Origin of the sequence: Bacillus sp. FSL H8-0545, from assembly GCF_038006105.1 — a bacterium.
Classification (GTDB): domain Bacteria; phylum Bacillota; class Bacilli; order Bacillales; family Bacillaceae_G; genus Bacillus_A; species Bacillus_A cereus_U.
In genome coordinates, this window is sequence record NZ_JBBOUO010000001.1 from 1,890,515 (window position 1) to 1,904,032 (window position 13,518).

Genomic DNA, 13,518 nt, shown 5'->3' on the forward strand with positions numbered 1-13,518 from the left:
TAAAGGAGAAAAACAAATGATAAAAGATATGCAACCATTTTTACAACAAGCTTGGGAAAAGGCTGGTTTTAAAGAGTTTACTGAAATTCAAAAACAAGCGATTCCAACTATTTTAGAAGGACAAGACGTTATAGCTGAATCTCCAACTGGAACAGGAAAAACATTAGCGTACTTATTACCACTTTTACATAAAATTAATCCTGAAATTAAACAACCTCAAGTTGTAATTTTAGCGCCAACTCGTGAACTTGTTATGCAAATTCATGAAGAGGTTCAAAAGTTTACAGCAGGAACTGATATTTCAGGTGCGTCTTTAATTGGTGGTGCGGATATTAAGCGCCAAGTTGAAAAATTAAAGAAACACCCAAGAGTTATTGTCGGTTCACCAGGACGTATTTTAGAATTGATTCGTATGAAAAAATTAAAGATGCATGAAGTGAAAACGATTGTATTTGATGAGTTTGATCAAATTGTAAAACAAAAGATGATGGGTGCTGTACTTGATGTAATTAAATCAACGATGCGTGATCGTCAATTAGTATTCTGCTCGGCGACAATAACAAAAGCTGCAGAAGATGCGGCACGTGATTTGACAGTTGAACCACAATTAGTACGTGTAACACGCTCAGAGGCACAGAGCCTAGTTGAACATACGTATATCGTTTGTGAACGTCGTGAAAAAAATGATTATATTAGAAGAGTTATGCATATGGGAAATGTAAAAGCAGTTGCCTTCTTAAATGATCCATTCCGTTTAGATGAAATTACTCAAAAACTAAAATTCCGTAAAATGAAAGCAGCAGCACTTCATGCAGAGGCAAGCAAACAAGAGCGTGAAGTAACGATGCGCGCTTTCCGCAGCGGGAAATTAGAGATTCTACTTGCTACTGATATTGCAGCACGTGGATTAGATATCGATGATTTAACACACGTAATTCACTTAGAATTACCAGATACAGTAGACCAATATATTCACCGCTCTGGACGTACAGGACGTATGGGTAAAGAAGGAACAGTCGTTTCTCTTGTAACAGAACAAGAAGAGCGTAAATTACTTCAATTTGCGAAAAAATTAGGTATCGTGTTTACGAAACAAGAAATGTTCAAAGGAACATTTGTAGAATCGAAACCACCAGCACCAAAGAAAAAGAAACCAGCTTTTACTGGTAAGAAAAAGCCTAGATAAATGAATGGAAAGACGTAACTATGCGTAGTTACGTCTGTTTTTTGTGGAATAATAGATGAAATTTTATTAACGATGATTAAAATTTCATCTATCGTAACTTTAAAAATATTAACGATTCTACAGGGAATATTGATAAAGGTGTAGCATTTCTAGTTTAGTTTGTACAAGGAAGTAACATAAAAAAAGTCGAATATTAACATGATACGAAATAATAAAAAGAAGGTACATGTATGGCTAGGAAATTAGGAATGTTTTTAAATACGAAACATATTGAAGTAAACGAAGGAATAAGAAAGGCGAGAGAATGGGATTTAGAATATATTCAACTATATGCTATGAATGAGAATTTCAATTTAGCTAATATTTCAAAGTTAGAATGGATTACTTTAAAGGATAGCTTATCTTTTAATGGGATTAAAGTCCCATCATTAGCGATTAATTTTGGAGAAAACGGAATTGTAGGAATGGAAGTTGACAGTGCAATAGAACGGTTTAAATATATTACTGACAGAGGGTTAGAGTTGGGAGCAAGGATAATAACAGCTCATATTGAGGGAATTCCAAATGATGAAAAAAGTGAGTACTATAATAAAATGGAACAAATCTGTTACGAAATAGGGAATTTAGCATTCAAATTCGGGGGAGTCTTCGCTATTGAGACGGGATCTGAAAAAGCAATAGTGTTAAAAAGATTTTTAGAAACTACAAACTCAAAAGGACTAGCTGTTAACTTTGACCCAGCAAATTTAATAAGTGATGTAAATAAAAATCCGATAGAAAGTTTATTGCTATTAAAAAATTATATAGTACAAACGCATATTAAAGATTGTAAAGAATTGAAAAGCGATAGTTCAAGTAAGTATATAGAAGTCGCAGCAGGAAATGGTGAAGTAGATTTCGACTTGTTTTTTCATACATTAGATAACATCGGTTTTGATGGATATAACATGATTGAAAGAAATGATTATTTTGACGAACGTGAAGGAATGATCCAGTCGATAAATTTCATAAAGAAGTACATATAAATGAAAAAGGAATAACAATAGTAATTGTAGAAAGCTACATAGAATATAAAAACCATTAGGGGGAAATGAAATGATTCATAAAGTCGGACAAATTATGTTATATGTAAATAATCAAGATGAGGCATTAAATTTTTGGACAGAAAAAGTAGGGTTTCATGTAATCGCAGAGGAAGATAACAATCAAGGAATGAGATGGATTGAAATCGCTCCAACTAATGATGCTGAGACGAGTATCATATTACATAATAAAGAGGTTATCTCCAAAATGAGCCCAGAATTGAATCTTGGTACACCGTCTTTAATGTTCTTCTCAGAAAATCTGGAACAACTATATACAGATTTAACAAATAAAAATGTTACAGTTGGCGAAATGGTAACAATGCCTTCGGGTAAAGTGTTTAACTTTGCTGATAGTGAAGGGAATTATTTTGCGGTTATGGAAAAGAACAAATAATGATATTGTTATGTCAAAATCCCCCTCATATATAATGAGGGGGATTAAATGTTTGAAGTGGATTTTTCATTAGAGAGTTGTTTGATAAAAAATGTCCCTTTTTCAATAGCTGTCTCAATATAACCAACGATTTGATCAAATGTAAACACCTGTAGGTCTTCATACAAATGTTGCTCGGGGTACAGCATATCTTCAAAAATATATTGCCGAAAAGCTAAAGCATTCTCTCTAGAAATCTCCTCGATATTTACAATGTTAGCCTCTTGATTAAGTAGGGCGAAGAGCTGTTGTTCTTTATCGTAATGATGCAACAATTGTGCGTTCAATAATTTAAAATCGTTATAGTACATAGGCACGATAGTTTCGTCGTTCTCAATTCTGTTTTTTAGCCAAGGTAGAAAAAATCCACTTAGCCAATTATCATCGGCAATGAGGTGGGTATAATAACCTAAAATATAAGAGGCATCCATATGATCTTCATATTTATGAATAAATGAATCATAATCTATTCTTCTCGTATAGTTTTTCGTTGTACCAGCGTAAAAATGTGAAGTTCCTTTTTCTTCTTTTGAATGAACAGCATCAGGAGCTACACCACCAAGTAAGAAAGAGGTTTTATCTTGAATAGAAAGTTTCTCAGCAATACCGTTAGCGATAATGATATGCATAATTCGTGATCCCATGAATAACACCTCTATTTCATGTATTCATTTTAGGGAGCTGTCTGAACGTGTAGTATTACTTTCCCTGTACTTTGTCTACTTTCGACCCATTCATGTGCTTTCCCTGCATCTTGAAGAGGAAAAGATTTCGTAGTTTTAATTTGTAAACTTCCATCGCGTAAATAACGGAAAACTTGATTAGCAGTTTCTTGAAGCAATTCAGGACGTTTTTTTCGTGTAGTGCCAAAGCTGAAGCCGAGTATAGAACGGCAACTTGCGTGTAAATCTTTCGTTTGAAAACTACCAACTTCTCCGCTAGCATTGCCGAAATGGACGAGACGACCGTAATAAGCAAGGCAGTCTAAACTTCTTTCGGACACAGTACCAGAAATAGAATCTAAAACAATATTAACGCCTTCTCCGTTTGTAAGCTGACCTACCCTCTCTACAAAATCGTCATCTTGATGACAAATAACATAATCAGCGCCAGCATCTAAAGCAATTTTTCTTTTTGCTTCACTTCCGACAGTCCCGATTACTTTTTTAGCCCCTAATAATTTTGCGAGTTGAATCGCAGTAGTACCAATTCCTCCAGCAGCGGCATGAATTAGAACAGATTCACCTTGCTGAAGTCTTGCAACATTTGCAAGTAAATTGTAGCTTGTAAAAGATACGATAGGGCAGGCAGCTGCAGTTTGGAAATCAACTTCATCAGGTAATACAAAAGTAAGATTTTCGTTCGCGACAACATATTCAGCGTAAGAGCCATTTTGAGGAAAAGTAATGACACGCTGGCCAGGATAAATATTTTTCACATGAGAACCTACGTGTTCTACAATACCAGCTGCATCTATCCCTGGAATAAAAGGTAAGGCTTTGTTTCCTTTTTTGCCATAACGTGATTTAATATCGGCGAAATTAACACTAGTAGCAACAACGCGAATTAAAACTTGATTATCTGAAAATGTAGGAATATCCATGTCCGTATATTTCAACACTTCAGGACCACCGAATGAAGTTACAACGATAGCTTTCATATACATCCTCCTAAATTTGAATATATATATTATTTTAAATCTTCATTAGGAATTGGGAAATTATATAATTGTTATGCAGGGTTATAAGTGAAGCTTATGAAGCCATTGCATCCTTATATTAATTTATTTGAAAAATCTTTGAAAGAAATCGAACGAAATATCGTTTGCTTGCCAATATATAGTGTAGGACAAAGGAGGGATGGTATATGAAGGATGAAACAGTATACACAGAACTAATCCAATTAACTTTATCAGGCAATAAAGAAGCGTATAGTGAGTTGTATGATAAAACGATTCAAGAAGTATATAAGACAGCACATTTTTTAATAGAGGATAAAGCAGATATAGATGATGTCGTTCAGGAAATATACATACAGCTATATGAATCGCTTCGTAAATATGATAGTGAGAAGCCATTTCGTCCATGGTTAATTGGACTTGCGATTAAACAAATTCATTCTTATAGAAGAAAGAGGTGGATGCGACTGCGAATTGTAAAAAAAGCAGAAGAGCAAAGAAAACCAGTACAAATTGATTTTTCTAGCGATGTTGTAAGTAAAATATCAAACCAAAAATTAATTGAACTCATTCATAAATTACCATATAAATTGAAACAAGTTATTATCTTAAGATACTTACATGATTACTCACAAGAAGAAGTAGCACATATATTACATACTCCAATCGGTACCGTGAAGTCCAGAATTCATGCAGCACTAAAGAAACTACGTCAAAAAGAGCAAGTAGAAGAAATCTTTTTAGGAGAGGTAGGGAATGTGAAATGAGTTTAGATTGTAGAGTTAGGGAATCCATACAAGAAGAAGCGAAAGGGATTATAGCCCCGCCAGAGTTAAAAGAAAAAGTAATCGTTCAAATTAAAATGAAGAACGGTGGAAGTAAAAGGAAGAAGCGCCTTATCGCAGGAGTGCTTGCAGCCGCATTTTTAATTCCGACAACTGGTTTTGCTTATCAATCTATTATGGCAGATGGTATATACGGGTCGTTTGAAAATTTAAAGAAGCATGCCGGAGCTATAACATTAGAAGGATACATGCGTTTTAATGCAAAGTTATCTCAAGCGAAAGATGAAATAGGTGCAAAAGAATATGAAGAGTTTACAAAAGAACTAAAGAAATTAACGAATGCAAAGCTTGAGTACGGGGATTCGAATGGTAATATTGATTATGATCAATTATCGCCAGCTAAAAAAGAGGGATTAAAAAAGGTAGAAATGGAGCTTCAGCCGTATTTTGATAAATTAAATGGCCATAAATCTAGTAAAGAAGTATTAACTCCTGAAGAGTATGAACAATATATGGAAGCATTAATGGCATATCAAACCGTGTTAGTAAAAACGAAATCGAGTGGTGGGATAACAGTAGAAGAAGTACCTGAAGCGTATAAAGAAAGGTTTATTAAAGCAGAACAGTTTATGGAGTATGTAGATGAAAAGGTGAGCTTTTCTTATTGAAACGTAAATATATTAACCACCTATTCCTTTTGCTAGCAATAAGAAATATACAAATACTAGTATTACTCCATTTAATGCCGTACCAACTATTTTAAATAGCCAATTCTTTGATGCGATCGCAAAAATAATACCGAGTAATGAAAGCATACTTAGAAGCACAATAATTAATGTTAAATTCGCATTAGGTCCTCTTAAAACAAAGAAAGAACATATACTTGCGATAAACGTTAGAAACGAGAAAGTCCCTAATTTCATAATAAGTCTCCCTTGTTTGAAATGTATTTTGATTTAGTGCACGACTTTCTTTAGTTTAACATAAATTTCCTATTATCAATTAAATATATGAACAATAAAAAACGAGTATAAAATCTATGCGATTTCATACTCGTTTTGTTATTACTTAAATTTCCTTACCGCATGTATAGCAACTCTTACAAGGAGTATTGCACTTATAAATAAACCACCATAACCAACGACACTTAAAAATTGAACATTAGGCTCTTTTGCATACAAGTCAGGGGCAGAATTAACTTGATTTGCTTAATAAAGTGAAAGTGGGAAATCACTTAGTTATATTCCTTACTATTCTCCTTGTCTTTTTGTATAAAACAATCTAATAGTGAATAACCAGCTATTAAACTAATAATGGTAACGAAAGTTGTATTCACAAGAATAATATTAGTTAAATAAGGTAGGTATTCGCCAAGTGGTGAAAAGAGTAGAGCTGGAGAAAAGGAAATGAATAGTGTAGGCAACGTAATAGCGATAAATTTATCCAGCTGAAAGTTCCAGTTTTGTTTGCTCGTTTCGCGATTAATTGATTGTAGGAATCGTAATAAAATGCCGACTAAAAGAGGGAAGAGTGTAAAGTAGAATAACCTTGGATAAAGGTTAAAGTTCACTTGCGCATCTGTATCTAAATAAAATTGAATTTTTACTCCGACAAATAATAATAAGACGATAAATAATGTAAAGCAGAGGTATAGCATCACTTTTTGCATTGCATTCCACCATCCTTTACTAAAAATATATTCAAAGAAAGAAGAGATATACAATAACTACTGTTGTATATCTCTTTTTTTGCCGTTATTTAATAGTGGAATTTGTTTTTTCTTGCTTTGTGAAATAATCAATAATGCCCATGGCGCTAATTTCTATATCTAGATGTAAAATGTTATAAACGGAATGATTTGATGGGACGTTTAATTTTGTAAGGTGAGAAGAGATTTTATCCATTAATAAAGTTTGTAATGCTTTGGTTGCCTCATCGAAATCATTACATTTTTCAAAGACATCTTTACCAGTATGAACGAAAATGGGTAACCAATGTTCAAGTTGGCTATATACTTCTGTAACATTGGCAGATGCGCCGTAATGACCGAAATAAATAGTATCTACATTCATACTTTGAATGTGATTTTTAGAGGCAATCATCGCATCTGGCTGGAATTGTGAAGGGGACGTTGATGGTAGATATAATTCTACACCAAGATCAGCTAGCTCCCTATAATAAATTCCAATCGTATCACCAGTGAAAATGCCGTTTGTTTTTGAATCGTGAATGCTAATATGGTGCTTCGCATGTCCCGGTGTATCATAAAATGTAAGTGTACGGTCTTCTGCAATTTTTAATGTATCACCATTTTGTACAATGTGAACACGTTCTTCTTCAATTGGAAGAATTGGATCAAAGAGTGTATCAAAATCTTCTTTGTACACAGCTTTTGCGCCAAGAATTAGTTTTGTGGGGTCAATCATATGACGTGCCCCGCGCGGATGCACAAATAGAGTAGCATTTGGGCACTTTTCCATCATTAACCCTGCTGCGCCTGCGTGATCTAAATGAACATGTGTAACGATAATGTTTTTTACATCATTTAAATTAATATGTAATTGCTGTAAGCCGTCTAAAATATAGGGAAGAGAAGGGGCCGCACAAGTTTCAATTAAAGTAATATCGTCACCTAATAAAACGTATGTACCTGTGCGTTCATCATGTTGTAAGTCATAATCATCAATAAGATATAGATGAGAAGATAGTTGTTCTACTTTTTTCATACTTACCACTCCTTATATACTTGCATGTTTTTTATTATACGCTAAAAAAGAAAAAGGCAGAAAACGAAAATTTCGTCTTCTGCCTTTATGTAATGTTGTTATTTAGTTTGTTCTTTATTGATAAACATAACGAACAGTCCAACAATGCCGCCAACTAAGGGAAGAATAATCTCTCCTGCTAAATTAAAGTAGGAACTTAGGAATAAGCCATTTACATCAATTACCCAACCAGTAACATACAATAACATCATATATAGTACGAAATAAAACTCACGATTTGAAATCATTTCACGTTGTGCAGTTTTCATAATCAACACCATCCTTTTCTTTTATAATGGAATTGAAAATGTCACAATTTATAATGCAAACTGTCACATTTTGTTCACAATTCAATTGTAAAACTTTCCATCATTAAAGTCTAGTAATTTGTGTCGAATTTTTGAACAAAAATAAAGCGCTATCATTTTAATGTGTAAGTATTGTAATAAGAGCCGTATATTCACTAATGTAGTATAGTATAAACATAGAATGATAGTGAAGAGAGGGGTAGGAACAATGACAGTTTATGATTTTTCAGCTAAAACAATAACAGGAGAAGAAAAATCGTTAAAAGATTACGAAGGAAAAGTACTTCTCATTGTAAATGTAGCTAGTAAATGTGGATTTACACCTCAATATAAAGGGTTACAGGAAGTATATGATAAATATCAAGAACAAGGACTAGAAATACTCGGTTTCCCTTGTAATCAATTCGGGGGACAAGAACCTGGTACAGAAACGGATATTACAAGTTTTTGTGAATTGAACTACGGTGTAAACTTCCCGATGTTTGCAAAGATTGGTGTGAAAGGTGATAAGGCTCATCCTCTTTATGCATACATGACAGAACAAGCACCAGGTTTACTTGGTATGAAAGCTGTGAAATGGAACTTTACTAAGTTTTTAATTGGAAAAGACGGGAAAGTAGTAGGGCGTTTTGCACCGCAAACGAAGCCGGTGGATTTAGAGGTTGAGATTGAGAAGCTGCTTGGGGAATAATTAGGAGTTAGCTATCTTTTATTATGTTTATTAAATAACACCTCAAAGAACAAAGTAGTTCTTTGAGGTGTTTTCTTTAAACTCACATTATCAAGATTAAATCACTGTATCGAAGTCATTTGATTTAGGCAGAGAAGTTGCTTTTTTCATAAGCACTTCCCATAAGTGTACGGATTTCTTCCATTCGGCTGCGGCCTGTCCCTTTTGATACATAGCGTTCTCATAACTGAAAGTAAGTTGTTGCATATCGGCCGAGTTGTAAAGTGTATCGATCTGGAGAGCATACTCTCGGAATGTTTGACTTTCACCCCGTGGTATGCCAATTCTCGCAAATTGTTTTAAAAGTGCACTGTAAGCTTTTTGATAAACAGCATCATCTTTTCGGTATTTATAGAAAAGAATAATAAAAAATGTAATCCATTTCATTCTAGTAGTGAAGAGAATGTATCCGATGATACTAATCGGTATCGTAGAGAGGAATACGTACCACCAAGAAATCCTATTTTTAGAATTTGTAATCTTTTTAGTAGAGGCTTCTTCTGTATTTTCTATTAAACTTTTGAGCTTCGCTTCATTGTTCCGTTGGTGTATTTGCCCACTATTAGAATTAGTTTCTTCGCTATTTTGTGAAGTAGAAGCAGGGGTATTATTTATAAAATTATAGGGATTGGTAAACCCTTTTGTTGGTTCGAATGGAATCCATCCGTATTCTGGAAAATATACTTCGACCCAAGAGTGTGCGTTATTGTTCGCGATTTTATAAACATTCTCACCTTCTGTACCAGCAAGTGTATTCTCAAGAGTTCCTTCTGTATAGCCTTTTACCCAGCGAGCAGGAATCCCGGCAGAACGAAGTAACACGATCATAGACGTCGAAAAATTATTACAGTAGCCGCTTTTTGTATCGAAAAGGAATTGATCTACATAATCTTGGTTTTTGGCAGGGAATAAGACATTCATTGTTTCGTATACAAAAGAATTGTCTGTGAAGTAATTTTCAATAGCTAATACTTTATCATATCGATTGTCTTTATCATTTGTAAGATTGATAGCCAAGTCTTTTACTCGCTGCGGTAATGATTCGGGAAGTTGTGTGTACTTTGTCATGAAATAAGAACTTGTTTCCTGACCTTCATTCGTTTTTACAGCTTTCAAGTTTTCTATGGAAAACTCCGGGATCTCATATGTTACTTTATATGAATTTAAAGTAGTAGAAGAGTCTCCGTGCATCGTATAGATTTTTTCTGAAAATGGGTCAACGCTGTATGATACATCAGAAGAAGCCTCAACTGATACTAATCCTGCTGGATAGGTAAGGTGAGGATAACTTTTTTGCATGGTGATTGTTGCCTCCGTTGCCTCCGTCTTTGTATTTTGTTCGTACCAGCTCACGACGTCGTTTTTATTTTTAAAAGAAACCTTTTTTTGATTTTCAGAAACTTCCCAGCCTTTTCCTGTATAAAAATCTTTTGTTTCTACTCTCCAATATTGTTTGTTTTGTGTTTGTGCTGTGAAAACAATTGTAGGATCCGCCTTAAAAGGACCGCCTAATCGGGAGTCATCTAAACCATACCCAATTTTAGAAACTTCTTGTTCTTTACTTGCTTCGGATGTGTTGAATTTTAAAAAATTCATTGGGTTTGGCCATTGAGGACCAAATTTTGGAGCAAAGTATGCGATGATTGCTGACAATACAATAAATATTGTAAGAGGTCTAAGTAATTTTGAGATTACTCTAGCATAATTTTGTAAGTGTTCCATCTCTTTTATTCGTTCTATGTGAAGAAGACTAAGCATAAAAAAGCCGATGACAACAGTACGAATAATAGCGTAGTTTGCATTGTATAAATGTAAGTTATGAAAAGTTGTGATATAAATAATAGTCAATACAAGAAATAACAATCCACGTTTTTTATGAATCATCCAAAAAGAGATGAAAGCACTCAAAAACCAAAATGATAAAAAAAATAAAAGTGTTGGAAAAACTGGAGAAATATCTAGCAAATTCCCTTGGAAAAACAGGGAGGAATTTCGAGAAATATCAGTAAAAAATTTCGTTAACCAAGATGGATTTATAAAAGTATTTTTATAATACAGAAAATGAATGATGAATAATATCGTGACGATCTTTATTGGAATCTGCCACCTTGTTTGAAAAAAAGAGAGAGTGAAGCAAATTCCTATAAATATTACAAAAATATCTAATCTACCTACGTTTGTAATACCTATAAGGGGTCTTAGCCATTCTAGTAAAAGAAGAAGTGCACATACATGCATGAAGAATCTGCTCATATCCCATTGGTATTTTGTTTGTAATGTTATCATTTGCTCACCTCAAAAAACACGTTTGTATACCGGTTTTCATAAACCGCGTTTACAAATATTTTTCGTTTTTGTAGAGTTTCTAGTATACTGAGTTCTCGCTGTGAGAGTTGATTCGCTTTTTCTTTCACGACAAACACCATTAATTTTCTATTTTTTATAGCAGCACAGTCAGCCGACTTTTGAATATCGGGAGAAAGATCGCTTGTCACGAGTATAATCGTTACGGGCTCATAAATTTTTCTTAATTCCATTTCTACACTCTGGGAGAGCGGGAATACACTGTCTGCTTGTACTTTCGCTAAATGACAAAAGATTTGCTGCAACTGAGTATCTCCATTGTCTAAAGGGAAAATAGTTTGTTCTTTTCCGACGGACACGAATGACGCTGGTGAATTTTGCTTCAAGACAGCCCTCACAATAGAGGCAGTAAACGTTACGACTGATTCGAATAGAGGGGATGTGGTTCTGTCCATGAATATCATGATATTATGGCTGCGCTGTTGTTCAAACTCTTTCGTCATAATATTGTTTGTTCGTGCAGTTGCTTTCCAATCAATCCATGAAAAGCGGTCACCAGGTTTATAGTCTCTGACACCGACAGAGATTGTAGAGTCTTTTGCTAAATTTATATTTGCTGAAAGCGCTCCTTGTTCGAAATGATTTTCCAATTGTCGATACGTTATATCTACGTACTGGGGATAGATTAAAAATGTATCTGGAACTGAAAAAGTTACTTCTTTCTCCATCATACCGAATAGATCGCCAGTTTTGACACGTACGCTTGAAAAAGTGTGCTCTCCTCTAGGGAGTGTGTCAATCACATATTGAAACGAAATATTTCGTTTTAATCCTGGAAAGAGTATTACCTTATTCATCTTTGTTTGTATACAACTTGTAAATTGTGATGGCAGTTCATCTTCTATAACTAAATAAAGTAAGGGAAAAGGAAATTTTCTTTTTATTGTAATAGTGCTTAAAAATTGTTCTCCTGCTACATATTCGTTTTGGTTTGTTATTCGTTTTACTTCAGCATCCCGTAAAGCGTAGAAGGGGAGTAGTAGTGAATAAAGACCAATAGGAATCGTACTGTAAAACAAAAACCAACTTACAAATCCTCCTTGAAGCATAGCGTAAACAAATGTTAAGACTAGGCATAAAGGGATTAGCGATAACTTGGTAACGTGATATAGTGCTCGTAGTAGTCGTTTCATCAAAGGTTCGTCGTCCTTTGAGTTGGCACGGTAGTTCGTGCAACGATTTTGGCGACAACTTGTTCTCCTGTTATTCCTTCAAATCTTGCTTCCATTTTTAGAATGAGTCTGTGTGCTAAAACGTAAGGAGCTAAAAATTTAACATCGTCTGGAATAACATAATTTCTACCATGGATGAATGCATAAGCCTGTGAAGCTTTCATTAAAGCAATTGAGCCGCGTGGACTTGCACCTAGCTGTATAGAACTATAAGAACGAGTCTGATTAACAAGCTTTATAATGTAATGCTTGATTGCTTTGTCCATGCTTACTTCCCGTACGCTTTGTTGTAAATAAAGTAATTCTTTTATTGTAGTAATAGCTTGTAAATGGGAGAGTGGATTTGTTTTTTCCATCCGGTTTAAAATTTCAAATTCTTCTTCTGGTGTAGGATATCCCATTCTTAGCTTCAACAAGAAACGATCGAGCTGAGCTTCTGGTAAAGGGTATGTTCCCTCATATTCGACCGGATTTTGTGTAGCCATTACAAAGAACGGTTTTGGTAACGGTCTTGTAATGCCATCTATTGTGATAGTGCCTTCTTCCATACTTTCAAGTAAGGCAGATTGCGTCTTTGGAGATGTACGATTAATTTCATCAGCAAGTACAAAATTCCCCATAATTGGTCCAGGCTTAAACTCAAATTGGAGCTCTTTTGGATTGTAAATAGAAACACCTGTTACATCTGACGGCAGTAAATCAGGTGTGAATTGAATCCGCTTGTAATCGGCATCAATTGATTTAGAAAGAGCACGTACTAGCATTGTTTTCCCGACACCGGGAACATCTTCTAATAGTACATGACCTTCAGCTAAGAGAGCTGTCAAGACTAAGATCGTTTCTTTTCGTTTTCCGACCATTAATTTTTCAATATTGTTGATTATTTTTTCTACAATGGGATGTAATGAATCAATCTGGGGCATCGTAATCCTCCTAGTTTTATTATCGTTTTCTAATTCATTTAGTGAAAAATAGAATTTAGGTTAAAGAAAAGGAGTTCCTTCATTTTATT

Annotated in this window: 15 protein-coding genes; 6 read left to right on the forward strand and 9 right to left on the reverse strand. The window is 34.5% G+C overall.

Annotated features, from left to right (window positions below; translation table 11 throughout):
- The first annotated feature begins 16 nt into the window (after nucleotides 1-16).
- From MHI07_RS10025 to MHI07_RS10035, 3 genes are all read left to right on the forward strand, one after another.
- Nucleotides 17-1,186: a DEAD/DEAH box helicase gene (locus tag MHI07_RS10025; RefSeq protein ID WP_002158100.1), complete on the forward strand. Its 1,170-nt coding sequence runs from the start codon at nucleotides 17-19 to the stop codon at nucleotides 1,184-1,186.
- A 230-nt stretch (nucleotides 1,187-1,416) separates the two neighbouring features.
- Entirely contained in the window at nucleotides 1,417-2,211 is a 795-nt protein-coding gene (locus tag MHI07_RS10030) for a sugar phosphate isomerase/epimerase family protein (protein ID WP_340823425.1), read from the forward strand.
- Nucleotides 2,212-2,281: 70 nt separating this feature from the next.
- Nucleotides 2,282-2,665, forward strand: a complete 384-nt coding sequence (locus MHI07_RS10035) for a VOC family protein (RefSeq protein ID WP_070128275.1) — start codon at nucleotides 2,282-2,284, stop codon at nucleotides 2,663-2,665.
- A 44-nt stretch (nucleotides 2,666-2,709) separates the two neighbouring features.
- Here the strand turns inward: MHI07_RS10035 and MHI07_RS10040 are convergent, their stop codons facing one another.
- Both MHI07_RS10040 and MHI07_RS10045 read right to left on the reverse strand, forming a co-directional pair.
- Nucleotides 2,710-3,348: a zinc dependent phospholipase C family protein gene (locus MHI07_RS10040; RefSeq protein WP_340823431.1), complete on the reverse strand. Its 639-nt coding sequence runs from the start codon at nucleotides 3,346-3,348 to the stop codon at nucleotides 2,710-2,712.
- Nucleotides 3,349-3,377: 29 nt separating this feature from the next.
- The gene (locus MHI07_RS10045) at nucleotides 3,378-4,364 is read right to left on the reverse strand and encodes a quinone oxidoreductase family protein (RefSeq protein WP_340823433.1); all 987 of its coding nucleotides are present in this window, start codon (nucleotides 4,362-4,364) and stop codon (nucleotides 3,378-3,380) included.
- A 206-nt stretch (nucleotides 4,365-4,570) separates the two neighbouring features.
- Here MHI07_RS10045 and MHI07_RS10050 point away from each other — a divergent pair, with 206 nt between their 5' ends.
- Both MHI07_RS10050 and MHI07_RS10055 read left to right on the forward strand, forming a co-directional pair.
- Entirely contained in the window at nucleotides 4,571-5,149 is a 579-nt protein-coding gene (locus MHI07_RS10050) for a sigma-70 family RNA polymerase sigma factor (RefSeq protein WP_002158094.1), read from the forward strand.
- Complete coding sequence (locus MHI07_RS10055) at nucleotides 5,146-5,835, forward strand: DUF3600 domain-containing protein (RefSeq protein ID WP_340823436.1); 690 nt, start codon at nucleotides 5,146-5,148, stop codon at nucleotides 5,833-5,835. Before MHI07_RS10050 ends, MHI07_RS10055 begins: the two co-directional genes overlap by 4 nt.
- Nucleotides 5,836-5,847: 12 nt before the next feature.
- On the opposite strand, the gene MHI07_RS10060 is transcribed toward MHI07_RS10055, so the two are convergent.
- The 4 genes from MHI07_RS10060 to MHI07_RS10075 form a co-directional block, all read right to left on the reverse strand.
- Nucleotides 5,848-6,090, reverse strand: a complete 243-nt coding sequence (locus MHI07_RS10060; RefSeq protein WP_078173750.1) for a hypothetical protein — start codon at nucleotides 6,088-6,090, stop codon at nucleotides 5,848-5,850.
- Between the two features lie 311 nt (nucleotides 6,091-6,401).
- Nucleotides 6,402-6,836 carry a hypothetical protein gene (locus MHI07_RS10065; protein ID WP_340823438.1) on the reverse strand — a complete coding sequence of 145 codons (435 nt, stop codon included), beginning with the start codon at nucleotides 6,834-6,836 and terminating at the stop codon, nucleotides 6,402-6,404.
- Between the two features lie 85 nt (nucleotides 6,837-6,921).
- Nucleotides 6,922-7,893: an MBL fold metallo-hydrolase gene (locus MHI07_RS10070; RefSeq protein WP_340823440.1), complete on the reverse strand. Its 972-nt coding sequence runs from the start codon at nucleotides 7,891-7,893 to the stop codon at nucleotides 6,922-6,924.
- 98 nt (nucleotides 7,894-7,991) lie between these two features.
- The gene (locus MHI07_RS10075; RefSeq protein ID WP_070128281.1) at nucleotides 7,992-8,201 is read right to left on the reverse strand and encodes a DUF3925 family protein; all 210 of its coding nucleotides are present in this window, start codon (nucleotides 8,199-8,201) and stop codon (nucleotides 7,992-7,994) included.
- Nucleotides 8,202-8,448: 247 nt separating this feature from the next.
- On the opposite strand from MHI07_RS10075, the gene bsaA reads away from it, so the two are divergent.
- Nucleotides 8,449-8,931 carry a glutathione peroxidase gene (gene bsaA, locus MHI07_RS10080; protein WP_340823443.1) on the forward strand — a complete coding sequence of 161 codons (483 nt, stop codon included), beginning with the start codon at nucleotides 8,449-8,451 and terminating at the stop codon, nucleotides 8,929-8,931.
- 96 nt (nucleotides 8,932-9,027) lie between these two features.
- Here the strand turns inward: bsaA and MHI07_RS10085 are convergent, their stop codons facing one another.
- The 3 genes from MHI07_RS10085 to MHI07_RS10095 are packed head-to-tail and all read right to left on the reverse strand — an operon-like array spanning nucleotide 9,028 to nucleotide 13,429.
- Nucleotides 9,028-11,256: a transglutaminase TgpA family protein gene (locus tag MHI07_RS10085; protein ID WP_340823445.1), complete on the reverse strand. Its 2,229-nt coding sequence runs from the start codon at nucleotides 11,254-11,256 to the stop codon at nucleotides 9,028-9,030.
- Complete coding sequence (locus MHI07_RS10090) at nucleotides 11,253-12,467, reverse strand: DUF58 domain-containing protein (protein WP_340823447.1); 1,215 nt, start codon at nucleotides 12,465-12,467, stop codon at nucleotides 11,253-11,255. Before MHI07_RS10090 ends, MHI07_RS10085 begins: the two co-directional genes overlap by 4 nt.
- A complete protein-coding gene (locus MHI07_RS10095) occupies nucleotides 12,467-13,429 on the reverse strand; it encodes an AAA family ATPase (RefSeq protein WP_340823449.1) in 963 nt (320 codons plus the stop codon). Before MHI07_RS10095 ends, MHI07_RS10090 begins: the two co-directional genes overlap by 1 nt.
- Nucleotides 13,430-13,518: the final 89 nt, after the last annotated feature.